At 53.0% G+C, this 21,565-nt stretch carries 20 protein-coding genes; 9 read left to right on the plus strand and 11 right to left on the minus strand.

Features of this window, described 5'->3' with window-relative positions; all coding sequences use genetic code 11:
* Entirely contained in the window at positions 1 to 2,031 is a 2,031-nt protein-coding gene (locus NF683_RS13575; protein WP_253920238.1) for a hypothetical protein, read from the minus strand.
* Positions 2,032 to 2,061: 30 nt separating this feature from the next.
* Positions 2,062 to 3,285, minus strand: a complete 1,224-nt coding sequence (locus NF683_RS13580) for an ATP-grasp domain-containing protein (protein ID WP_089038628.1) — start codon at positions 3,283 to 3,285, stop codon at positions 2,062 to 2,064.
* Between the two features lie 213 nt (positions 3,286 to 3,498).
* Here NF683_RS13580 and NF683_RS13585 point away from each other — a divergent pair, with 213 nt between their 5' ends.
* The 3 genes from NF683_RS13585 to NF683_RS13595 all read left to right on the plus strand — a co-directional run bounded on the left by NF683_RS13585 (position 3,499) and on the right by NF683_RS13595 (position 5,235).
* Positions 3,499 to 3,828, plus strand: a complete 330-nt coding sequence (locus NF683_RS13585; protein WP_083002455.1) for a DUF1820 family protein — start codon at positions 3,499 to 3,501, stop codon at positions 3,826 to 3,828.
* Positions 3,829 to 3,912: 84 nt separating this feature from the next.
* Positions 3,913 to 4,548 (plus strand): TIGR04211 family SH3 domain-containing protein, encoded by a 636-nt coding sequence (locus NF683_RS13590; protein ID WP_089038627.1) that lies wholly within the window; start codon positions 3,913 to 3,915, stop codon positions 4,546 to 4,548.
* A 54-nt stretch (positions 4,549 to 4,602) separates the two neighbouring features.
* On the plus strand, positions 4,603 to 5,235 hold the full coding sequence (locus NF683_RS13595) for a thiopurine S-methyltransferase (RefSeq protein ID WP_253920239.1): 633 nt from the start codon (positions 4,603 to 4,605) through the stop codon (positions 5,233 to 5,235).
* A 55-nt stretch (positions 5,236 to 5,290) separates the two neighbouring features.
* Here NF683_RS13595 and NF683_RS13600 read toward each other — a convergent pair whose 3' ends face one another.
* Positions 5,291 to 5,884 carry a YajG family lipoprotein gene (locus tag NF683_RS13600; protein ID WP_089038625.1) on the minus strand — a complete coding sequence of 198 codons (594 nt, stop codon included), beginning with the start codon at positions 5,882 to 5,884 and terminating at the stop codon, positions 5,291 to 5,293.
* Positions 5,885 to 6,020: 136 nt separating this feature from the next.
* Positions 6,021 to 6,914: a DMT family transporter gene (locus NF683_RS13605; protein ID WP_253920240.1), complete on the minus strand. Its 894-nt coding sequence runs from the start codon at positions 6,912 to 6,914 to the stop codon at positions 6,021 to 6,023.
* 138 nt (positions 6,915 to 7,052) lie between these two features.
* On the opposite strand from NF683_RS13605, the gene NF683_RS13610 reads away from it, so the two are divergent.
* On the plus strand, positions 7,053 to 7,667 hold the full coding sequence (locus tag NF683_RS13610) for an alpha-ketoglutarate-dependent dioxygenase AlkB family protein (RefSeq protein ID WP_253920241.1): 615 nt from the start codon (positions 7,053 to 7,055) through the stop codon (positions 7,665 to 7,667).
* Between the two features lie 119 nt (positions 7,668 to 7,786).
* On the opposite strand, the gene NF683_RS13615 is transcribed toward NF683_RS13610, so the two are convergent.
* Genes NF683_RS13615 through cysP form a run of 4 tightly spaced genes read right to left on the minus strand, consistent with a single transcriptional unit; the run spans position 7,787 to position 11,606 of the window.
* Entirely contained in the window at positions 7,787 to 8,881 is a 1,095-nt protein-coding gene (locus tag NF683_RS13615) for a sulfate/molybdate ABC transporter ATP-binding protein (RefSeq protein ID WP_089038623.1), read from the minus strand.
* Complete coding sequence (gene cysW / locus NF683_RS13620) at positions 8,878 to 9,705, minus strand: sulfate ABC transporter permease subunit CysW (protein WP_089038622.1); 828 nt, start codon at positions 9,703 to 9,705, stop codon at positions 8,878 to 8,880. The genes NF683_RS13615 and cysW overlap by 4 nt, the downstream gene beginning before the upstream one ends.
* Complete coding sequence (gene cysT, locus NF683_RS13625; protein WP_253920242.1) at positions 9,705 to 10,559, minus strand: sulfate ABC transporter permease subunit CysT; 855 nt, start codon at positions 10,557 to 10,559, stop codon at positions 9,705 to 9,707. The genes cysW and cysT overlap by 1 nt, the downstream gene beginning before the upstream one ends.
* A gap of 9 nt (positions 10,560 to 10,568) precedes the next feature.
* Positions 10,569 to 11,606 carry a thiosulfate ABC transporter substrate-binding protein CysP gene (gene cysP, locus NF683_RS13630; protein WP_253920243.1) on the minus strand — a complete coding sequence of 346 codons (1,038 nt, stop codon included), beginning with the start codon at positions 11,604 to 11,606 and terminating at the stop codon, positions 10,569 to 10,571.
* A gap of 220 nt (positions 11,607 to 11,826) precedes the next feature.
* Between cysP and rpe the strand changes: the two genes are divergently transcribed.
* Complete coding sequence (rpe, locus tag NF683_RS13635; protein WP_253920244.1) at positions 11,827 to 12,528, plus strand: ribulose-phosphate 3-epimerase; 702 nt, start codon at positions 11,827 to 11,829, stop codon at positions 12,526 to 12,528.
* Between the two features lie 9 nt (positions 12,529 to 12,537).
* Here rpe and NF683_RS13640 read toward each other — a convergent pair whose 3' ends face one another.
* Positions 12,538 to 13,836, minus strand: a complete 1,299-nt coding sequence (locus tag NF683_RS13640) for an NAD(P)/FAD-dependent oxidoreductase (protein WP_193060904.1) — start codon at positions 13,834 to 13,836, stop codon at positions 12,538 to 12,540.
* Positions 13,837 to 13,988: 152 nt separating this feature from the next.
* Here NF683_RS13640 and NF683_RS13645 point away from each other — a divergent pair, with 152 nt between their 5' ends.
* Positions 13,989 to 14,657, plus strand: a complete 669-nt coding sequence (locus NF683_RS13645) for a phosphoglycolate phosphatase (protein ID WP_089038617.1) — start codon at positions 13,989 to 13,991, stop codon at positions 14,655 to 14,657.
* A 26-nt stretch (positions 14,658 to 14,683) separates the two neighbouring features.
* Here the strand turns inward: NF683_RS13645 and NF683_RS13650 are convergent, their stop codons facing one another.
* Positions 14,684 to 15,607, minus strand: a complete 924-nt coding sequence (locus NF683_RS13650; protein ID WP_253920245.1) for a metal ABC transporter solute-binding protein, Zn/Mn family — start codon at positions 15,605 to 15,607, stop codon at positions 14,684 to 14,686.
* A 308-nt stretch (positions 15,608 to 15,915) separates the two neighbouring features.
* Here NF683_RS13650 and NF683_RS13655 point away from each other — a divergent pair, with 308 nt between their 5' ends.
* Genes NF683_RS13655 through trpC form a run of 3 tightly spaced genes read left to right on the plus strand, consistent with a single transcriptional unit; the run spans position 15,916 to position 18,389 of the window.
* Positions 15,916 to 16,521, plus strand: a complete 606-nt coding sequence (locus tag NF683_RS13655; protein ID WP_038482817.1) for an anthranilate synthase component II — start codon at positions 15,916 to 15,918, stop codon at positions 16,519 to 16,521.
* 36 nt (positions 16,522 to 16,557) lie between these two features.
* The gene (gene trpD, locus NF683_RS13660; protein ID WP_089038615.1) at positions 16,558 to 17,577 is read left to right on the plus strand and encodes an anthranilate phosphoribosyltransferase; all 1,020 of its coding nucleotides are present in this window, start codon (positions 16,558 to 16,560) and stop codon (positions 17,575 to 17,577) included.
* Positions 17,578 to 17,585: 8 nt separating this feature from the next.
* Complete coding sequence (gene trpC / locus NF683_RS13665) at positions 17,586 to 18,389, plus strand: indole-3-glycerol phosphate synthase TrpC (protein WP_089038614.1); 804 nt, start codon at positions 17,586 to 17,588, stop codon at positions 18,387 to 18,389.
* 20 nt (positions 18,390 to 18,409) lie between these two features.
* On the opposite strand, the gene ydiJ is transcribed toward trpC, so the two are convergent.
* Positions 18,410 to 21,514: a D-2-hydroxyglutarate dehydrogenase YdiJ gene (gene ydiJ, locus NF683_RS13670; RefSeq protein ID WP_089038613.1), complete on the minus strand. Its 3,105-nt coding sequence runs from the start codon at positions 21,512 to 21,514 to the stop codon at positions 18,410 to 18,412.
* Positions 21,515 to 21,565: the final 51 nt, after the last annotated feature.

Raw genomic sequence — 21,565 nt, forward strand, 5'->3', positions numbered from 1 at the left:
CTACGGAGTATGTGGCCCTTTGTCTGCCTGCAGTTCGGTAGGGGGTAAGCGGCTAGCTCCCCAGCTGCGATGCAGATAGCCTTTTACAGATTCAAGTTCTTCTTCCGTTACTGTGGCTAACTCGCCACGCTCCAACGGATCAAAGTGGTAAATATATAATCGAGACGTGAACTGTTCGAAGGGGAGTGAGGCTTCGCCAAAGCGTTCTCCGTTACCTGAGGTGCTAACTTTAACGCCGTCTCCCCAATCTTGGCCGCTGTCGTTATTGGGGTTGTAAAAATAGATCCTCATCACATCGTTGGGATCTAGTGAGGCGCGCAAAATGGTAATTGCATGCCAACCAATAAACCGGGCAGCACTGTCAGTGACGGCAATGCCAGCAGGCTGAGGATGAATTAGCGGTTGGTTGCCATTGTAGTAAGGGTGATAGCTGGCGTAGAAGTGACGAATAAAACTATCTACGCCGCTAAGTTGGCCGGAGGCAACATCAACGTTGATGCTAAAGCCCCGACCTGACCACCATCCGTGAAATTCTGGGTTAACCCAGCGGTGGGGATCGCCTTCGCGGCCAATGCAGCGCCTGCCCATCTCAGCGTAAATACGGTCAAGATGGGGGACAACGATCAACGAGGCTGGGTCGAGGTCCATCGGAAGCTCGGAGGCAACGCCTGAGGCGCTCTCCATTGAAGAGATTGGCTGACCCTCGAAATGCATAATGATTTCATCATCACGCGCAGCCCAAGCCACCATTTGCAGTAGATAGTCAGGGTCGTTATAAGCCCACATAGAAAGCGCTCTCGCTGACTGGCAGGTAGGGTTGTTGCCCTGTCCTACACCCAGCGGCAGTCCTAGCATGCAAAGCACACCTTCAATTAAACGTGCGCGGGGTGATGCATCTTCACCATAAGCAAGATTCAAGCGTGCTTCTGACCACTCTGAAAGCTTTAGATTTAGCTGCCGCCACATCGCTGGGGCAACCGGGGGTTGATAGAGAATGCCCCGCTCCAGTAACAGTGCCAAGCCATACACCGCTTGGGCTGTGGCGGGATAAACACCACCGCGAATCAGTGCATGCACTAGCTCGCGATAGCAGAGTAGGCAGTCACGCCCCGTCGACGAGAGACCCAGTGCCTCTGATAGAAGGTGGTCGCCCTCTTCGAGTAAATAGCGCATCAGTATCGTGTGATAGGGCGACACCAGCCCTGTGTCATGCATCGCACGGGCGAAGCCTGTGGATTCCGCTTGCAAAGCCGCGTTATCCATACGCTCCAGTCGTTCACGGTATAGCTCAACGCCGGGGTCTTCACGACAAGCTTGGGTCGGCCCGAAAAGTGAACTAACCAGCCTGTCAGCCCCTTGACCACTTGCTCCCAAGTCAATGGCTGGATTAACTTGGCACAGCGCAATTTGGGTGATCATCTGTTTTATGGGATCAACCTGTATAGGGCGCTGTTTTAAAATGCGCCATATTTCATCAATTAGCTGATCAATAACGTGTTCGTAGCCAATTCGGTCGGCTAGGTGTTGAAACAGTTGCCGGGGAATAGTCGCTAATCGACCCTGGGTTTCCCGTTCGGCTTCGCTAGGTGCGTTAAATAACAGCCACAGATTGATGGCCATTACTTGGGTTAAATAGTGGTGTGCATGCTCTTGGGATACCAGAGCATGTAAGTAATCACCTTTGGCGACTGCTAAAAGTCGCAGCTCACTCAGCGCCTCAATAACGACCACATTGGCGTCAGGGCTTTTCAGAGAGAACGTAGTGAGAGTAGGTACTAGGAACTGTGGGGTTTCCCAGTCTGAACCTGCAAACACACCGGCGGATTCAAAATCCGCCGCGCGTGCTTCGAGGGCAGCGCAGCCACCCTCCTGCATCAAGATTCGGCGCGCAGTATCCATTACGCGGGGCAGTTTCGCCGGTTTAGAAAAAGCAGGCGCCTGCGAAAGCAGGCGCACCGCATCATCAAATTTGCTCAGCAATCCATTGAGCTTGCCATCTTCAGTTGAAGATGCCTCTTGATTGATCGTCACATTGACTCCTTATCCCAGCCGAGGCAGGGATTATACATAGAAGTCGAGGTCTTCTTGGCGTTTAAGCAGATCACGCAGTGTATGTGCGTCTTCGCCTTTAAAGTAGACCAAGCCCCAGTGGGTACCAAACGCCGTACGTTTAGTGACGGTTTCTTCAACCGGTGATGTCAGCTCGTGGGATTCAAAATAGGGGTGATCCTCTGTTTCTTCAGGAATCTCCAGGCGGCTAACAACCCGGCGGCGGGGATAAACGCCAAAGCAGCCCGCGAACCCATCTGCGTCCACCACTTCTTTGGGAAAGAAAGCAGCGACTTCTTCTTTTGTACTTTTAGGATCGAATACCAGCATTGATGCCTGATAGGCGTTAAATCCATAAACCCGCTCAAGAAGTTCGAAGACTTTAAAGCCAGGTGGGCGGTAAGCGACTTCACCAAAGTACATTTCCCCGTCGCTGGTGACAAAGTACTCGGGATGAATGAGGCCGAATTCAATATCAAACGCTTTGATCAGCTTTTCGATTTGTGCCGTAATCTGCTCGCGGTATTTTTCAAGCTCTGGAGACGCGGGCACAAATACTGAGTAGCCAAGTGTGACGTACTCTGAAATATTCAGGAAAGCGATCTTGCCATCGTGAATCCACGCTTCAACGGCGAATTCCCAGCCGTCTAAGTGAGACTCCATCAGCACAGGGAACTCTTCGTCGGGGATAGTATCGACTTCATCCGGTGTGCGAATAACGCGGTGGCCAAGACAGCCAGCCTTATCGAACGCCTTCAGGTGAATAGGGTCGTTGGGGTCGCCATCCAGCTTGAGTAGCGTCTGATTAACGCGTTTAAGGAAGCGTACTACGTCATCTTTATCGTGGGCTTCTTCGAAAATACCCACACGGATGCCGCCAAGCTGGGCGCGACGCTTCATCAATGCTTTGTCGCGCAGCAACAGCGATTGCCCGTAAATACGTGGATTGTCGAGTAGCACAGAATTAATAGCGCCAGCCCACTCAACGGTTTCCTCATAAAGCGGAATAGCGACGTCGACGCCTTTTTCTTTCAGCGTTTCAGCAATTTCGATGGAGCGATCATTGAGACGCTCAAAATTCCATGGAACGTAGGGAATATCATGTTTCTGGCAGTACTCCTCGGCCCAGTCGGGTGCAACCACGATGTAGCGGCGGTCAAAATTCTCAGCCGCTTCGATCGCATTGAGGCTCCAACCTAGTAGGGCGATATAGCCCTTATTGGTATCCTTTTGCATGACGGTGACTCCTGTGGGTGAGTGAATAAAGTTGCCATACCACTTACTTCACCATACACGATAGGGCCTTCCGTCGGCTAATTAGCAGCCACTGAAGGTGAAAGTAGCCAAAAATAAGCGCTTTTGAGGGTGGCATACTAAAGAGCAAACCCCTGAGTATGTTAGGCTAGGCTCCTTAACATTATGTTCAAGTGGCAAGAGGAATAGGCCAAGATGGCGGCCAAGCCGATCTACCGTGTGGTGGTTCACCAGCAGGGTGAAATATGGGATTTATACGTCAGAGAAATCTTTCAAAGCGAACTCTGGGGCTTTATTGAAGTCGAGGAGTTTGTCTTTGACGATGCGTCGCGGGTTGTTGTTGATCCAGGGGCGGAAAAGCTACAGCGTACCTTTGACGGTGTTAAGCGCAGTTATCTGCCGCTTAACGCCATTGTGCGTATTGACGAAGTAGAACGTGAAGGCCCTTTGAAAGCAGTTAAAAGCGATGCCCGCGTCGCAGAGTTTCCTCGTCCCTTTCCATTGCCGCCTCGTGGAGAAGGGTAAGCGCCTAGACAAGCGCACCGCTTTGAGCGATACGCGCGACGGCTTCGTCTGCCTCGCGCGTTTTTACAATCAGGACATGACGTCATGCAAGTAAATAAACTTCGTAGTAGTTGTTACGCCACTGCCGTTGGCGTGTTGTTGAGTATTGGAGGAGCTCCTGCATTTGCTCAGTCTGATAACCAAGCTTGGGTAAGCGATGAGTTAAGCACGTATGTGCGTAGTGGCCCCACCGATGGTTATCGTATTGTGGGAACGTTAAATGCAGGTGAGCAGGTCGAGGCGCTTGAAACAAGCGGTGATTATACTCGCGTACGTAGTAGTAGCGGCGATACGGTGTGGGTGCTCAGTAGCGAACTACAGCAAGACCCGAGTGCCCGTCAACAGTTACCCGTACTACAAGCCCAAGTCGATGAGCTTACCCAAGAATTGGATGGCATTAACGATACTTGGGAGCAGCGCATTTCTTCTATGACGGAAACACTTGATATCCGTGAAAAGCGGATCGTCGAGTTAGAAGCGCGTAACCACGAGCTTGATAGTGAAGCAGAGCAGTCTCGCCAGCAGGTGCGTGCCTTGCAGGCGCGCCTAGAAACGCAGGAAGAAGATCTGCTGATGCGCTATTTCATGTACGGTGGTGGGGTTGCCGGTGCTGGGTTATTAGTGGGTCTGATTGTTCCCCATTTGCCGCGTCGTCGTAAAAAGAGAGACCGCTGGTTTTAAAACGACGTTAAAAAATAAGCGTTTCGGATAAATTTCGAGTACGAGGTGGCCGCAATGGAAAACCCCTGGCGCCAACGTTGGCAAGAGGGACGTATTGGCTTTCATTTGTCCGATACGCACCCGGCGCTTGTCCAGTACTGGCCTACGCTTAATGTGACGCCTGGGGCCAAAGTACTTGTGCCGTTATGCGGAAAAAGCCTGGATATGCGTTGGCTAGCAGATGCAGGGCACCCCGTGCTGGGCATTGAGTTGGCTCCTGAAGCAATCGAGCAGTTTCTGGCCCAGAGCAATGCGAGTGTATCGCGCTATACCCAGGCAGGTTTTAATGTCTCACGCCAGGGTAGCGTGGAAGTGTGGTGCGGCGATTTTTTTCACTTGCACATCAAACAGGCAGCGGAAGTGGGCGCATTTTATGACCGAGCTTCATTAATTGCACTGCCTCCGGCTACCCGAGAGCGCTATGCCTTCCACCTTGCCCAATTAGTGCCGCCTGGTGCTAAAGGGTTATTAGTGGGGTTAACCCACGATGAAGACAATGCAGGCCCACCTTACAGTGTGTCCAACGGCGAAATTGAGCATTTGTTTATGCCCAACTTCCGCGTTGAATTGGTTGAGAATAGAGAGGCTGATGAACGGGGCCGCAGCGAAAGCATTTGGGTGCTGGAGCGTCGTGGCCCGCACGTATAAATCTGCCCGCAAAGCGGGCAGATGTTCTCAGAATAAGCTATCAGGATAAAACGGTTTAGCGAGCGAGTAAGCGGCCCAACTCTGGGTCACTAAACGCACGATTTAAACCATCACTTAACAAATCGTTTAGCATGCGTGCATTGGCATCTTCGCTGGGCTTGATGGCATAGCCTTGGGTGCGTCGCGAGGTGTAAGTGCCGGTATACGTCGTGCCTTTGTTCTGGGCAATCGCTCGGAAAACTCCCTCAATACGCGCTTCGTCGATCAGCGGTTGGCCGCTTTCACCTTTGGCATAGTTAAGGCCAGCGAGTTCAAGAGTAATGCTCGGGCGGCCTTGGGCAGCATCGCGAGTAGGAGTGAACCCCATATCGCGCACAGCGCGTTCTGCTTCGGCTTGCAGCTGCGGAATGAGCTCATGACTGCTCACGGTAATCTGCGCGGTCGACATACTGCCACCTGAGCGTGTTCCAATCACTTCACTTTCTCTGGCATCAGCAGTTATCACGGTGACTTGTTGGCCAGAGCCTGTCTGCGGCACGCTGGCGCTGCGCTCTGGGCTTAGCTGTAGGTACTGAGGGCTAGCGCAGGCCGCTAGCAAAACGCTGGTAAGCAGCGCACCAGAGAGGTGTAAAAAATGGCGCCGACGCATGGTCTTCCTCCGCTATGGCTAAAACGTCAGTATAACGCGGGTAGTGTGCTGGCGGTATGTTCTGGTGGCGTGGGTTGTGCCGTCGCTTTCAACGCCGTGTCGTGAGAAGCGCCGTCAGCGATATCGATCAAATGCGTTAGGCTGTTTTTTGGGAATCAGGACCAACGATTAACCAGACGGACAATAAAATGACGGCAGACCCTGATAAGAATCCGCTGGAAATCGTTTCATCAAGCACTAAAAAGCCCCATAGCACAGCGAAGGGTGGTACTAAGAAGGTGACAGTGAGCGACCGTAAAGGCCCGATGTCGGCGATCAATCTAAAATAGAGGATATAAGCGAGAGAGGTGCATAAAAATCCGACGGCTAACAGACTGATCCACACATCACCTTGAAGCCAATCAATGCTAGGGCCATATGAAATATTCCAGATCAAAAAGGGGCTGAGAAAAGCGGTCGCGCCTATTTGACTGCCAAACGCTACCAGCGTTGAATCCAGGCCGCCCTGTTGGGTTATCCACTTTCGGGTGAGAAATCCCGCAAAGCCGTAACCAACAGTGGCTATGATACAAGCCGCCACGCCAATGTATATATTGCCGACGATATTTGAATCACCCACCGTAGTAATGACCGTAATACCGATAATACCTAATGTGACACCTATCCATTTTCTTAACGATAAACGCTCGCTAAAGATAAATAAGCCAATCATGGCACCCGTTAAAGGCGTTGTGGCATTTAAAATAGCGGAGTATCCAGCAGGTAATAATGTTGCTGCTATGCTGTACATAAGAAAAGGAAGGCCTGAGTTGATAGCGCCCAATATCAAAACCTTGCCTAGTTTACCTCTGAATTCCAGGCTTTTGCGTATGATTAAGATGATAAAAGCTAAACCCAGTAGGCCAAAAAAGACTCTAAAAAATGCTGTGTTGATTGGCCCTATCGCTGGGGAGGCGATGCGCATGAAAAGAAAGCTAGCTCCCCAGATAGCGGCTAATGATAGGAGTCGTATATAGTCGATTGCTTTCATTTTATTCCCCATTTTAAGGTTTTCTATTAGTCAACAAGCCCTAGGGTTATCCTCGTGTGGCTCAGTATTGCCGCCTTTGGAACATGGGAGAAACCCGTTTCTTGCTGTCTTTGTAGTCGGTACAAAATAGGCATCGCTATGACGTTTACAGATCTGTTTGAAAACGACGATATGAAGTTGATTAACCTGCTTCCACAAGATGGGGCGGTCTATTACCACGGCAAACTTCTAGAGACGGCCATTGCCGATATGTATCTAGCTAAATGTCGGGACGAACTAAGTTGGGAGCATGATCGAGCGTTTATTTACGGAAAAGAGATCGTTACCAAGAGGAAAATAGCCTGGTATGCAGATGCGCCGGTCTCTTATACCTACTCTGGATATACCAAGATGGCGTCAGTGTGGCCTGGTTTTTTACAAGAGATTAAGCAGGTAGTGGAGAGTAACTGCGGTGACGTATTTAATTCGTGCTTGTGTAACTTCTATAGTTCAGGCGCGGAAGGTATGAGTTGGCACAGTGATGCTGAAAAAGACCTGGTTGAGAATGGTGTGATTGGTGCGTTGAGCCTAGGTGGCGAAAGGAGATTTTCGTTTAAACATAAACAAACAGGGGAGAGTCTATCGCTTAATCTAGAGCACGGTAGTCTGTTGGTGATGAAAGGTGCCACGCAGCAAAACTGGCTACATAGCCTGCCTAAAACCAAGAAAGATTGTGAGCCGCGGGTGAGCCTCACGTTTAGGCAAATGCGCTAACCAACTGTTGATACAGGCTGATAGCTTATCTGTCGCGAGTGAAAGAAAGGTAGGAGGTGGCAGCTCTAAATCGGTCGCGAACTAAAGCTGCCCTCTGCTTGTGCCGTTGTTGGCATGCCCTAAGCGGCGCGGCTTTGCTCTGTCACTTTTGACTCTGTTGCTGGGAAGCGGTGCCATTGCCGTGGATGGACGAAGAGGCGTTGTCCACGGCGCATCTCAAGCTGCTCGAAATCAGCATGACGCACCGTTGCAAGCCATGGCTTAGCCAGCCAGTCGGCTTCCAGCTCAACACGCACTTCAGCACCTACCGGTGAAATGGCAGTCACTGTCACCGGCAGATGACTCTCTGCACTAGGCTGCTGGGCAAGGCGCACTTCATGAGGACGTAGCAATAGCTCTTCGTTACCGTCAGGCAAGTCAACATTGAGATGGGCGTCACCGCAGGTGAGCACACCTTGGTGTACCTTGCCTTCCAAGTGGTTAACGTCGCCAAGGAATTCAAATACAAAACGATTTTTGGGCGAACGATAGAGCGTTTCAGGCGTATCAATTTGCTCGATACGTCCGTTGCTCATCACCACCACACGGTCAGACAGCTCCAGCGCTTCTTCTTGATCGTGGGTAACAAACACGCTGGTAAAGTTAAGCTCTTCATGCAGGCGGCGTAACCAGCGTCGTAGATCCTGGCGCACCTTGGCATCCAGCGCGCCAAATGGCTCATCCAAAAGCAATACGTCAGGCTCAACGGCCAAGGCGCGGGCGAGAGAAACACGTTGCTGCTGGCCGCCAGAGAGCTGGGCAGGCAAACGGTTAGCTAAATGCTGCAGCTGAACCATTTCCAACAGCCTAAAGACGCGGGCGCGAATCTCGCCGTTGGATGGGCGTCGCTTTTTGGGCATCACGGTTAGCCCAAAGGCTACATTGTCGTACACGCTCATATGGCGGAAGAGAGCGTAGTGCTGGAAAACAAATCCAATACGGCGATCGCGAACGTGAACGTTAGTTACATCGCGGTCGCCGAACAGTATTTTACCGGGTTGAGGAGAGCGATCAGCGCTCTCCAAGCCGGCAATAATACGCAGCAGTGTGGTTTTTCCTGAGCCAGACGGGCCAAGCAGACCGACTAGTTCGCCTTCATGAATGTCCAGGTTGATCGGCTCAAGCGCTTGAGTATTGGCAAAGTGCTTGGCGATATTCTGTAGGCGAATACTCATAAAAATGCCTCCTGGCGCGCTGCGCGCCATTCCAGGCCTGCCTTGGCCGCAAGGGTTAACAGGGCAATAAGGGCCAGTAGTGCGGCGCTAGAAAACGCGCCCACTGCGTTGTAATCCTGATAAAGCTGCTCTAGATGCAGCGGTAAGGTGTTGGTCTTTCCGCGAATAGCCCCGGCGACCACCGAAACGGCACCAAATTCACCCACGGCACGCGCGTTAGTGAGGATGATCCCGTAGAGCAGTGCCCAGCGAATGTTGGGTAGCGTGACACGCCGAAAAGTGGTCCAGCCGCCAGCGCCGAGGGTCACGGCGGCTTCTTCTTCCCGGGAACCTTGGGCCTGCATGAGCGGAATAAGTTCACGTGCCACAAACGGGCAGGTCACGAAAATAGTTACCATCAAAATGCCGGGCCAAGCGAACATCAGTTGAATATCGTGGGTGTCTAGCCAACTGCCAATCCAGCCATTACGGCCATATAGCAACAGATAGATAAGCCCAGCCACAACGGGGGAAACGGCAAATGGAATATCGATCAGCGTTTGTAAAATACGCCGGCCTGGGAAACTGAAGCGGGTAACCAGCCACGCCAAGGCGACACCGAATACTAGGCAAATTGGTATGGTTAATAACGCAATGACGAGCGTCAGGCCAATCGCGTGCAGGGTGAACGTATCGCTAACGTTGGCCCAAAAGACCATCACGCCCTGGGAGAAGGCCTGGGCAAAAATTGCCACCAAAGGTAGCAGCAAAAATAGCGCTGACAGCAACAGAGCGGCACCAATCAGTAAACGCCGCACAGCGGGTGCATCACCTATCCGGCGCATTAGCCTGTTCCTCCATGCAAGCGGCGCACAAAGCGGCCTTGCCAAATATTGATCGCCAGCAGTAGGGTCAGTGACACAAAGAGCACGACGGAGGCAATTGCGGAGGCACCCGCGTAGTCATACTCCTGCAGTTTGACGAAAATCATCAGCGCAGTGATTTCGGTTTCGTAGGGCATATTACCCGCGATAAAAATAATCGCCCCGAATTCACCTAACGAGCGCACAAAGGCTAGCCCGGTGCCAGTAACGAGAGCTGGCCACAGATGCGGCATGATCACACGCCAGAACGCCACGCCATCGGTTGCGCCAAGAGACATCGCTGCTTCATCAACTTCTGCGGGTAAATCCTCTAGCACCGGCTGTACGGTGCGCACCACGAACGGAATGCTGGTAAACGCCATGGCCAGTGCAATGCCTACCCAGGTGTAAGCTACCTGGAACCCTAGCGGCTCTAATAAGCTGCCCATCCAGCCGTTACTCGCATACAGCGTAGCGAGGGTAATACCGGCTACCGCTGTGGGAAGCGCAAAGGGCAGGTCCATTAAGGCATCTAGCAGGCGCTTGCCGGGAAACTCGTAGCGAACCAGTACCCAGGCAAGTAGTAAGCCAAATACTGCATTAACCAGCGCCGCGACAGCCGCCGCTCCTATGGTGACCATGTAACTGGCTACCACACGGCCTTCGGTAATAATGGCCCAGTATTCGGCAAGGCTAAGCCCTGCCAACTGGCCAAACAGCCCGGTGATCGGGAGAAGGAGAACCAGCGAAATAAACAGCACGCTGATCCCCATAGATAGGCCAAAGCCCGGCAGCACGCGTGCGCTGCCGGACCGCCATAATGCTAGCTGGCTCATGGGGTTCCGTTAACGACGTTGCAGTTGATCAAGTAGGGCGCCGCCTTCAAAGTGGTTTTCCATTGCTTCTTCCCAGCTACCAAACACATCTTCAACTTCAAGAAGTTCGGTATCGGGGAATTGATCGGCAAATTCGGCCACAACCGTTTCATCGTGAACGCGATAGTTAAAGCCTGCCAGCAAGCGCTGGGTGTCTTCACGGTAGAGATACTCAAGGTAACTCTGGGCAAGGTCGCTGTTGCCATTGCGCTCAGCATTTTCACCCACCACCGCAACGGGGAACTCTGCCAGAATGCTGACCGGCGGCACGATGACCTCGTAGTCGTCGCTGCCGTATTCGCCACGGATGTTGTTTACTTCTGATTCAAAGCTGATCAATACGTCGCCGATGCCGCGTTCGATAAAGCTCGTGGTGGCACCTCGGCCGCCGGTATCAAACACCGCAACATTACGTAGGAAGGTGCGCATGAAGTCTTGAATCTTTTCTTCATCACCGTCGAATTCATTTTCCGCAAAGCCCCAAGCCGCTAGATAGGTATAGCGGCCGTTGCCGGATGTTTTAGGATTGGGAAAAACGATTTGTACGCCTTCCTTCGCGAGATCATCCCAGCTTTCGATGCCTTTCGGGTTGTCTTTACGCACCAAAAACGCCGTAGTGGAGTAGTAAGGGGAGGCGTTATTGTCGAATGCATCTTGCCAGTCTTCGGCCACTAGGCCTGCATCTGCAAGTACTTGGACATCAGTCACCTGGTTAAAGGTAACGACATCCGCACGCATTCCTTGCATAATCGCGCGCGCTTGCGCTGAAGAGCCGCCGTGGGATTGGCTAATGGCAATCTCTTCACCGTGCTCTTCTTGCCACCACGCTTGGAATTCCGGGTTGATAGCTGAAAACAGTTCACGGGCAATATCGTAAGAGGAGTTCAGTAACTCGCGCTCTTGCGCCATCGCCGTGTTTGAAACAGCTGTGGCAGCCATAGTCGCGCCAACAGCGGTGGCTATCAGGCTGCGGCGCAGGCCAGTACGGAAAAAAGTAGATCGCGTCATTACAGGCTCCTTACATCTGGGGGCGATTTAATCGCAATGAGGATAAGGTTAAACCTGTGATTGTGGAATTACAATTATGTTTTATATTCTATTTGGAAATATGTATTTAAAGATATGCATTCATTGCCGACTGAGCTTTAACGGCAGGGAGATGGGGCTTCTTAGGTGGCTCTGGTAAGATAGGGGCCTTCCTTTTCCCCTGTTAACCTAGGAATGCACTATGAGCGCTGAGCAGGACTTCCTGATTGCCCCTTCGATTCTTTCCGCTAATTTCGCGCGTCTTGGTGAAGAGGTCGACAATGTGTTGGCCGCTGGAGCCGATATTGTCCATTTCGATGTCATGGATAATCACTATGTGCCGAACCTGACGATTGGGCCGATGGTCTGCAAAGCTCTGCGCCAGCACGGCGTGACGGCGCCCATAGACGTCCACTTAATGGTTAAGCCCGTAGATCGTATGATTGGCGATTTTAGTGAGGCTGGGGCGAGTTACATTACGTTTCACCCGGAAGCTTCTGAGCATGTTGATCGCTCGTTACAGCTAATACGCGATAGCGGCTGTAAAGCAGGGCTGGTATTTAATCCGGCAACACCGCTTTCGTATCTCGATTATGTCATGGACAAAATTGATATGGTGCTGTTGATGAGCGTTAACCCAGGCTTTGGCGGTCAGTCATTCATTCCCGGCACGCTGGATAAATTGCGTGAGGCGCGGGCACGTATCGATGCTTCAGGTCGTCCGATCCGCTTAGAAATCGACGGTGGCGTTAAGGTAGATAACATTGCTGATATCGCCGCTGCGGGTGCCGACACCTTCGTCGCTGGTTCAGCTATTTTTAACGCTCACCAGTCAAGCGACCCGCACGGTTACGATAGCGTTATCCAGCAAATGCGCGCCGAGTTGGCAAAGAATAACGGCTAAGCGAACAGCTTAATGCAATTTCATGCGGGGCTTTAAGTAGCGGTTTAACTTATCAACCAGCCATGCGAGTCCCGTTTTGGGCGCGCCATGAATAGACAACTGATGCATTCGATAGAGTGAAGCGTAGGCTTGGCGCGCTAACCAACCCTCTAAAAACAGCCCACGAGACGCGGAACTGCGCATCAACTTTCCTACCGCATCGTAGCGGGCGAGCGACACCAGCGAACCATGGTCACGATAAGTAAAGCTTTGCAGTGGTTTGCTATCCAGGCAGTGCATCAGGTTTTTGGCGAGTAACGTTGCCTGTTGATGAGCAGCCTGTGCCCGGGGTGGCACGGAGCTGCCTTCGCCCTGAGGGCAGTCGGCGCAGTCGCCCATGGCAAAAATATAAGGGTCATCGACGCTCTGCAGCGTTTGGTGGACGTTAATCTGATTTTTCTTATTAGTGGTCAGGTCTAATTCAGCCAAAAATGGCGGTGCTTTGATGCCCGCTGCCCACACGTTCAGATCCGTTTCGATAACCTCGCCATCGCCGGTTACCAATTGATACTGCTGAGCTTCTTGAATAGCGGTACCGACGTGAACGGTGACCCCCATATTTTCCAGCTCTTGCTGCACTGTTTCACTAATACGCTCTGACAAACCGGGCAGCAGGCGGGGAGCAGCTTCGATGAGGTGTACGCTAATCGTTTGGTGGTCAACAGCGGTTACGCCGTAGGCGTTAAGCAAGCGCGAAGCATCTAGAAGCTCGGCAGAAAGCTCTACGCCCGTTGCGCCGCCGCCTACAATGCCAATGGTCAGTTCAGCGTTTTGGCGCAGCGTTGGATCGGTATAACGCAAAAAGGTATTGATCATATCGCGCTGAAACGCTTTGGCCTGCTGAGGCGAATCAATAAAGTGGCAGTGTTCCGCAACGCCCGTCGTGCCAAAATCATTTGAAATACTGCCGAGCGCTATTACTAAATAATCGTAGGTTAGTTTTCGAGAGGGAAGGATTTCAACGCCGTCTTCATCTTTGATGGGTGCTAGGTGAATGACTTTTTGTTCGCGGTCAAGGCCATTTAAAGAGCCGCGCTGGTAGCGGTAATGGTGTGTGGAAGAGTGGCCACGGTAATCCACTTCATCCATGCTGGAGTTCAATACTCCGGTCGCGAGTTCGTGTAAAAGTGGTTTCCATACATGGGTGGCATTGCGGTCTAGCAGGACAATCTCGGCGCGCTTTTTTTTGCCCAGCGTGCGTCCTAAGCGTGTTGCTAGAGCAAGTCCGCCAGCGCCGCCGCCGACGATCACAATTCGGGGGATGGTCATTACTTTCTCCTCGGATAAGATGATCACAGCATAGAGCTTTCGGGCGTGGTTGGCGACGTGCTAAGTCGGTAGGATAAAAGAATTAATGGCGATTACGTTTACTAACGGCCATTTTTTGAAAAATATTTTTACCTAGCCTAGGGGGAGAGAGCGTGCATGCCATTTTGCAGGGTAAACGGTTAATTGCATTTGATTTAGATGGCACTTTAATTGATTCGGTCCCGGATCTAGCGATAGCGGTTCAGCGCGCGCTCAGCGATGTTGGGCTGCCTGTGCCCAGTGAAGAGCATGTGCGTAACTGGGTGGGTAATGGTGCGCAGGTACTTGTCGAAAGAGCACTAACCTGGGCGTTATCAGAGGCGCCGGGGCAGGTATTACAAACCACCGCCTATGACGCTTTTATGCGCCATTACGGTGCTGCCCCCAATGCGCTAACCAGGCTCTACCCAGGCGTGCGAACAGCACTGCACGATTTGCACAAGGCGGGCTATCCGCTGGTGCTGATTACCAACAAGCCTGAGCGCTTTATTGCGCCAATTTTGAGCCATTTTGAGCTATTGGCGCTATTTGCGCACTGTGTTGGCGGTGACACGCTTGCCGAGAAAAAACCCAGCCCGTTGCCGCTACTCCATGTAGCCCAACAGCTGGATATCCCACCTTCGGCAAGTGTCATGGTAGGCGATTCACGCCACGATATCGCCGCGGGCAAAGCTGCTGGCTTTACTACCGTGGCGTTACCTTACGGCTATAACCACGGCGAGCCGATTGAGCATAGCCAGCCTGACGTGATCATTAGCTCATTGCTGGCGCTGACGGAGTAAAACAGTCGGTGATGGGGCTGTTTTTTCTAGGGCTGCTTTTCTGCCCGTGCGCCGCCTAGGTATTCATGCAGTAATTCAGCGTTATGGCGCAACATAGCAGGGTAGTTATAGGCGGGGCCGTCAGTATCACTCAAGGTATCTACGTATAAAGGCCCTGCCAGCGAAAGCTCCGTTGCTCGGGCATGTGCATCCATGTGGATATAGGGTGAGGTACTTTCATAGAACAGTGCAGGCGGGCGTTTTTGTGAAAGGTGCATGCTCATTGCTTCCATCGCCTGCGCACTGCCAATTGTCTCACTGCCAATCCCCCAAATGGCGGCGTATTCAAAACCGTAGGCACGGGCAAAGTAAGCCATGGAGGCTTCGCTGGTAGTGAGCATGCGATTCGTTTGCGGAATGCCTTCCAAGCGCTCCCTAAGTTGATGATCTAACAGCGCCAGTGCTTCACGAGTTTCAGCGGCGCGCGTGGCAAACGCCTCAGCCTGCTCGGGATAGCGTTCGATAAGCGTTTCTTCTATCACATCAACATAAGCGGCTGCCCCTTTTGGGTCCATCCACATATGCGGATCAGCGCTGTCTCTATATTGGCCTACCGGAATCGCTAGCGGCTCATAGTCGGCACTTTCTGCAAGTGCTGTCAGCGTTAGTGAATCGTCTGCCATGGCTTCAATATGCCGTATCCATGGCTCTAGCCCATACCCGTTGTAGAAAACAATGTCAGCTTCCTCGACAGCCAGGGCATTTGGCGGTTGAAGCTCCCAGCGGTGCACATCTTCACCTGTGGGCACAATGGTTGTAATGCCGATGCTGTCGCCTGCGACACGCTTCACTAAATCTTTAATGACTGAAAACGAAGCGATGACGTTAAACGAGGTGTCTCCCAGCGCGTGAGGGCTGCTGACAGTCGTCATCAATACGAGCGTTATTATCCAGGGTGCTCGATTGTCCATGTCACGCTCCTAACGCATTAAAAAGTCGGCAGATGATAAAGACAGTCATGGCCTGTTGCCAGTTTCGTCATGCTGCCAAGTTGTTTAAACCTAGCAGGAAGGGCTAACCAGTCGCTTTAAGGATTTTTGATTACCTTGAAAAGCTCTTCATAATTTACTGATAAACTCAGTGTTTGTTCCTCACTGAAAATTACCAGAGTATTAGAAGTGCGAATGTTTTAGCCGACCCTTGGCCCTGCAAGTGGTGCTTGGGTTGGGGTATCATCCCTACCAAGGGGTTTGATTAATGTGATGGAGTAGCTGCGGCGATGGCGCAAGTGCAGGTAGTGCAACGTGTATTGATGATTGATAACTACGACAGCTTCACATTCAATATCGTCCAGTACCTGGGTGAGCTGGGTGCCGAGGTCATGACCTATCGCAACGATGAGCTTACCCTTGAGCAGATTGACGCCTTAGCGCCTACTCATCTAGTCATTTCACCGGGGCCGTGTACCCCTAATGAGGCGGGCATATCGTTGGCGGCGATTGACCACTTTGCGGGTAAACTGCCTATTTTGGGGGTTTGTCTTGGGCATCAGGCGATTGGACAAGTCTACGGTGGTAAAGTGGTGCGAGCGCCCCAGGTGATGCATGGTAAAACATCTGCCGTTGTACATAGTGGGCAGGGTGTTTTTAGCGGGCTTGAAAACCCGTTAGAAGTGACCCGTTATCATTCACTCGTGGTAGACAAAACAAGCTTACCGGAGTGTTTTGAAATCACTGCTTGGACCGCAGACGATGACGTTACGCCAGGGCTGATAATGGGCTTTCGTCATCGCAGCCTGGATGTTGAAGGGGTACAGTTTCACCCTGAGTCAATACTCACGCGCCAAGGCCATGCGTTATTGGCTAACTTTTTAAAACGCGGCTGATTGCCAAATTTATACGCTTTAGGGGCTTTTCTGTTCATGCAAATGCGAGATGCAATTAACGCGGTGATGCGCCGCGAAGACCTCTCTTTCAATGCGATGCACGCGCTAATGCGCCAGATCATGACCGGCGAAGCCTCCGATGCGCAAATTGGTGGCCTGCTAGTGGGGCTTGCCATGAAAGGCGAGAGCGCCGAGGAAATTAGCGCGGCGGCACAGGTGATGCGCGAACTCATGAAGCGCGTTGAACTGCACACCGATAACGTAGTGGATATTGTCGGCACCGGCGGTGATGGTGCGAACCTGTTTAATGTTTCTACGGCGGCTAGCTTTGTGGCGGCTGCAGGGGGCGCTCATGTCGCCAAGCATGGTAACCGCAGCGTCTCTTCTTCGTCGGGCAGTGCAGACCTTTTTGATATCGCCGGCATTTACCTTGATCTTAAGCCTGAACAGGTAGCGCGCTGTATCGAACAGGTTGGCGTGGGCTTTATGTTTGCCCCCAATCATCACCCGGCTATGCGCTACGCTATCGGGCCGCGCCGGGAGATGGGCGTGCGCACGCTGTTTAACATCCTTGGCCCGTTGACTAACCCTGCAAGTGCGCTTAACCAGGTGCTGGGGGTTTACTCGCTGGAGTTAGTGCCGTTGATGGCTGAAGTGCTGCGCAAGCTTGGCAGTCGCCACGTGTTAGTGGTGTGCTCTGAAGATGGCTTGGATGAAATTTCCTTGGCGGCACCGACGCGCGTGGCTGAACTAAAAGATGGCGAAATTACTGAGTACACCATCACTCCAGAAGAGTTGGGTATTGAGCGACAAAGCTTAGCTACGCTTAAAGCAGCCAGCGCTGAAGACAGCTTACGACTGGTAAAAGCCGCATTGAGTGGCGAGGGTGCGGCGGCAGATATAGTGGCCCTTAATGCGGGTGCTGCACTTTACTGCTCTGGTGTGGCCGACAGCTTAAAAGAAGGGGTGATGGTGGCCCAGGATGCGCAGGCCTCAAAGTTACCGCTAGAGAAGCTTCGAGAGCTTTCACACTTCACTAGCGTCTTTAAAAGGTAAAAAATCTAATGACTGACCAGGCAACGCCAACAATTTTAACGCGTATTTTGGCTCGTAAAGACGAAGAAGTAGCCGAGCGCCGACAAGCGGTTTCTGAAGCAGAACTGCTGGCGTTGGCTGACAAGCAAAGCGCCCCCCGTGGCTTTATTGCTGCACTGAATGCGCGTATTGCCGCTGGTGACGCAGCGGTTATCGCTGAGGTGAAAAAAGCTTCGCCTTCCAAAGGCGTGATACGTGAGGATTTTCATCCTGATGATATCGCTAAGCGTTATGCTGAGGGCGGCGCAGCCTGCTTGTCAGTATTAACGGATGCCGATTTCTTCCAGGGGCATGAAGACTTTCTGATCGCTGCCCGCGATGCCTGTGACCTTCCCGTTATTCGTAAAGATTTTATTACCCATCGCTATCAGGTGACCGAGGCGCGTGCCATCGGTGCAGACTGCATCCTGCTGATTGTTGCTGCCCTAGACGACACCCAGCTGCGCGATCTGCATCAGCAAGCCAATGCGTTAGGCATGGATGTACTGGTAGAAGTGCATGACGCTGTTGAGTTAGAGCGTGCCCTAGCGCTGGATCTAAAGCTGGTGGGCATCAACAACCGTAATTTGCATACCTTCGAGACCAGTCTGAACACCACATTAGACCTGCTGCCGCGCATTCCTGAAGGCGTCACGGTCATCACTGAATCCGGAATCCATACCCGCGATGACGTGGAGCTAATGCGCGACCATGAGGTGAACGGTTTCTTGGTTGGTGAAGCCTTTATGCGTGAAGAGGACCCTGGCCAAGCCCTCAAGCAGCTGTTTTTTTAATCAATGGTGTTAAACGCTTATTAACTTTCCCGCTTGAGGCATGTAAGTAGTGCCTGAAGCGGGTGGTGCAACGTTTGTGCTGAGTAGCGTTTCACCTGGCTACGGCAGGAGTAGCCGGTGGCGAGCAGCTTGCCCATGTTTTCGTCGGCTTCCACCTGGGGCTGCCAGGATTGAGCATAAATGGTTTTGGAGGTTGCGACATTACGCGTTTCATGCCCGTAAGTGCCCGACATGCCGCAACACCCTGTGGTGGCTAACTCCAGCTCTAAACCAAATGCCGCAAACACCTGCTGCCAGGCCTTTGGGCTGCCCGGGGCGTTGGTCTTTTCGGTGCAGTGAGACAGCAGCTTAAAGCCAGGGTCGGTTAGGTTCAGTGGGCGAGGCACTAGCGTGTTCATACGCGTGGCTAGCCACTCTTGCAGCATCAGCACGTTGGGCACTTGCTCAGCCCCCAGGGCTTTGACGTACTCTTGGCGGTAGGTCAGCGTCATGGCGGGGTCGATCCCCAACATGGGTACGTCGAACTCTGCCAGTGCCCGCAGGCGCTTGGCCTGTTTTTCCGCCGTGCGCTCAAAGGCGCCTAAAAAGCCCTGTACCTGCAGCGGTTTGCCGTTGGCAGAAAACGGCATCACAAACACGCGCAGATTCAACCGCGACAGCAGTTCCACCACGTCTATCACCAGCTTGGCTTCAAAGTGGCTGGTGAAGGCGTCCTGGACAATGATCACGCTGTTGGCACGCTGCTGTTCAGTCAGCAGTGCAAGCGAGGTAGGCGTAGCTTCGGCCACGCCCCAGGCGCGCAGCTGCTTTTTCACGCTGGCGCGGGAAAGCTGCGGGGAGTCGCTCATTCCCAGCCCTTTACGCATTAGGCTATCGACCCAGCGCTGGTTGAGTAGGGCGTTATACAGCGGCGCCACCTTGGCAAGCGTAGGCAGCATGAACTCAGTGCCACCGATGATGTAATCACGCAGCGGGCGTAAATAGCGGCCGTGGTAGACCTCTAAAAACTGCGAACGGAACTGCGGCACGTTGACCTTAATCGGGCACTGGCCGGCACAGGATTTACATGCCAAGCAGCCCGCCATGGCGTCGTAAACTTGGTGAGAATAGTCGCGGTGTTGTTTGCGGCTGAGCGTATTGGCGACGCGGAGCGGAAAGCTTTTGATAAAGCCCCAGCCGTTTTCGGCTTTCTTTTTGCGCGACTCTTCCACGACATCGATCCCAGCCTGGGACTGCAGACGCAACCACTCACGCATTAAGCTGGCACGGCCTTTGGGCGAATGCATGCGGTCACGGGTAGCCTTCCAGGAAGGGCACATGGGGTCATCAACATCGTAGTTGTAGCAGGCACCATTGCCATTGCAGTACACAGCTGCGTCGTAGGCCTGCCACGCCCGCTCATCAATGGTGCGATCCAACTGGCCGCGCAGGGTGACGCCATCAATCGTTAATAGCTCAGGGTCACTGTCTTTGGCGATTAGTTCGCTGCCTTCAGCGGGCGACGCAATCTTGCCGGGGTTTAGCTGGTTATGCGGGTCAAACGCGGCTTTAACGCGCTGTAGGCTGGGATACAGCTCGCCAAAGAATTTGGGGCCGTACTCCGAGCGCACGCCCTTGCCATGCTCGCCCCATAACAGCCCGCCGTACTTCTGGGTCAGGTCAGCCACTTGATCAGAAATCTCACGAATCAGTTTTTCCTGTTCGGGATCTTTCATATCCAGCGCCGGGCGAACGTGCAGCACCCCCGCATCGACATGGCCAAACATACCATAGGAGAGCTTGCGGGCATCCAGTGCGGCGCGAAACTCAGTAATAAAGTCAGCCAAGTGCTGCGGTGGTACGGCGGTATCTTCGACAAACGCAATTGGGCGTTTTTCGCCCTGCACATTGCCTAGCAAGCCCACCGAACGTTTGCGCATGGCGTAAACTTTTTGAATCTGCGGGCGGCCTTCGGCCAAGGTGTAGCCTAAACGTTCGACCGTGGGATCTTGGCTTAAGTGGTCTGTGAACGCCTGCACCCGTTCGGCCAAGCGTTCAGGATCATCGTCATTAAATTCGATCAGATTAATGCCACGAATCGGCGTGCTGCCGGTGGCGGGGAAAAACGCCGCCACGCTGTCCCAGACAAAGTCCTCCATGGCCAGCTGCAGCACGGTGTCGTCGATGGTTTCAATCGAGGTGGGGCGCGCGCTGGTCGTCATCAATGCCTTGGCATCGCGTAGCGCGTCCATAAAGCTGACGTAACGCACATTGACCAAAGTGGCGTGCTTGGGAATCGGCAGCACATTGAGTACCGCTTCATTCAAAAAGCCCAGCGTGCCTTCCGAGCCACACAGCAGGCTGTTCAGGTTCAGTTGGCCTTCTGCTTCCCGCAGATGCGCCAGATCGTAGCCGGTTAAGCAGCGGTTGAGCGGCGGAAATTTCGCCTCAATCAGCCCGCGCTGTTGATCGATAATCTCAGCCGCGGTGGTATGCACCTGGCCGAGCATGCCGGATTGGGCAACGGCCTGCTGCTCTTCGTCAGCGCTAAGCGCACGGCTATGCAGGTGCTGGCCTCCCAGCAGAACCGTATCCAGCTCCAACACATGATCACGGGTTTTGCCGTATTCGCAGCTGCCCTGGCCGCTGGCATCGGTGGAGATCATCCCGCCGATGGTGGCGCGGTTAGAGGTGGATAGCTCTGGGGCAAAAAACAGCCCATGGGGCTTCAGCGCCGCGTTGAGTTGATCTTTTACCACGCCCGCCTGAACACGTACCCGACGTGCCTCAACATCGATCTCGAGGATCTGGTTCATATGACGGGAAACGTCCACCACGATACCATCGGTCAACGACTGGCCGTTGGTACCGGTACCGCCGCCACGAGGCGTGAGTACGACATCGCGGTGGGGCAGCTCAGCAGCCAGCTTAGCAAGGCGCTCAAGGTCTTCCGCGTGCTTAGGAAACACCGCCGCCTGGGGCAGGCGCTGGTAAATCGAGTTATCCGTTGCCAGCACCGTGCGGTTGGCATAGTCAGGGGCTATTTCGCCTTCGAAGCCACGGGCGCGCAAGGCGTCGAGGAAACGCACGTAATGAGTGCTCAGGCGTTTAAACGGGGCCGTACGAGAATCCAAAGATGCAATCATAGTTGATCAAGCCGTCACTGCTGGGAGCGGATAGGGGATACGCTACTTTAC

Source organism: Halomonas sp. MS1 (genome assembly GCF_024182575.1).
GTDB lineage: Bacteria > Pseudomonadota > Gammaproteobacteria > Pseudomonadales > Halomonadaceae > Vreelandella.